The sequence below is a fragment of the Sphingobium sp. Ant17 genome (genome assembly GCF_000588875.1).
GTDB lineage: Bacteria > Pseudomonadota > Alphaproteobacteria > Sphingomonadales > Sphingomonadaceae > Sphingobium.
The window spans coordinates 1-1,836 of sequence record NZ_JEMV01000182.1; the positions used below are offsets into that span (position 1 = coordinate 1).

Consider the following 1,836-nt stretch of genomic DNA (forward strand, 5'->3'; position numbering starts at 1 on the left):
CGGCCTTGGCTATTAGCGCCCGTCCGCATGTCGTTCGCTAAACAAGGTGAGGTCGGCTCGCAGAGACGGATCGACCCGCGAGCTGATCAACCATGCTCTCGAAGGCCCAATCGGGCATGTTGGCGGAACCGCTGGGCAGCGTAAAAGCGCACTCCAATTTTGATTTCGTCCTCAGATTGGCAAGAATGATCAAATCTGTAGACTGATCCCAAAGCTCATCTCTGGAGACCTCCAAATGCCCCGCGTAGCGCTGTATGCCCGCTATTCCGACGACAAGCAGAGCCCTGCATCCATCGACGACCAGTTTTTGATATGCCGTGAACAAGCGGCGCGCGAAGGCTGGCGGATTGTCGCCAACTATAAGGATGCAGCGATCTCGGGCGCAAGCGTCATACTGCGTCCCGGCATCCAGTCACTTTTGCAGGATGCGCAGATGGGGCGCTTCGACATTCTGCTAGCCGAGGCGTTGGATCGGGTGTCGCGCGACCAGGCCGACGTCGCCACGCTTTACAAGAATCTCCAGTTCGCCGGTGTGAAGATCGTTACCCTGGCAGAGGGTGAAGTGTCTGAACTGCATGTCGGCCTCAAGGGCACGATGAACGCGCTGTTTCTCAAGGATCTTGCGAAGAAGACCCATCGCGGTCTGCGCGGCCGCGTCGAGAAAGGCAAATCCGGGGGCGGGCTTTGCTTTGGTTACGACGTCGTAAGGCGCTTCTCCAGCGAAGGCGAACCGGTTCATGGCGAGCGGAGCATCAATGCCGCGGAAGCTGAAGTCATTCGCCAGGTTTTTCGACAGTTCGCCAACGGGCTCAGCCCCCACGCAATCGCCTGTCGCCTGAATGATGCCGGGATTTCAGCCCCAACGGGCAAGCTATGGACATCGACCACGATCCGCGGCCACGCCAAGCGCGGCACCGGCCTGCTCAACAATGAACTCTATATCGGCAAACTGGTGTGGAACCGGCTGCGCTATTTGAAGAACCCGCAAACCGGCAAGCGCGTCTCCCGCATCAATCCCAAATCCGAATGGATTGTGACCGAGGTTCCTGACCTGCGGATCGTGGATGAAGAACTCTGGCAGGCTGCGAAGGCAAGGCAGGAGAATATCGCGATCCAATATGCCGACGGCATTGCGGCAACTCGCTCTGCTCAGACAGCCCTTAATCGCACGCATCGCCCAAAAAGTCTTCTCTCCGGCCTGGTCTACTGCGGCTGCTGCGGAGGTTCTTATTCCCTTCGCGGGCGGGGGCGGTTTGCCTGTTCGAACCATGGTGATACGAAAAGCTGCGCGAACGGGCATAGCATCACGCGCGACAAACTCGAAGCGCGCGTCCTTGATGGTCTGCGCGATCGCATGATGACCCCGGAGGTCGCAGCAGAGGCCATTCGGACCTATGTCGAGGAGAGCAACCGGATCAACCACCAGCGCCGCGCGTCAGAAATCGCTGATCGAACCGAGCTGCAGAAAGTCCTCAAGGCGATCAAGGGCCTCGTGACACTCGCAAAGGCAGGCAAGGGCACACGCGCGCTTGTCGATGAGCTTTTGGAGCTGGAAGCGCAGGAGGATGCGATCCGCGCTCGTTTGGCCGCGGCCCCTGCTGACGTGCCTGACATCCACCCCAACATCTCCGAGATTTATCGGCGCAAAGTCGAGCGACTGACTCACGCACTATCGCAGCCGGAAGAGCGCCAGGAAGCCGCCGATGCGTTGCGGGCGCTGATCGAGCGGATCGAGCGGATCGAGCTTACGCCTGGCGCGAAGCGCGGTGAGGTCAACGCCATGCTCTACGGCGAGTTTGGCAGGATCCTGGAGTGGATCGAACAGCGTCATTGGCC

Annotated in this window: 1 protein-coding gene; it reads left to right on the plus strand. The window is 59.6% G+C overall.

Going from position 1 to position 1,836, the window contains the following annotated elements:
- Positions 1–235 precede the first annotated feature (235 nt).
- Positions 236–1,836, plus strand: a 1,601-nt coding sequence (locus BF95_RS25235) for a recombinase family protein (protein WP_043155603.1), incomplete at its 3' end; no start/stop codon positions are given.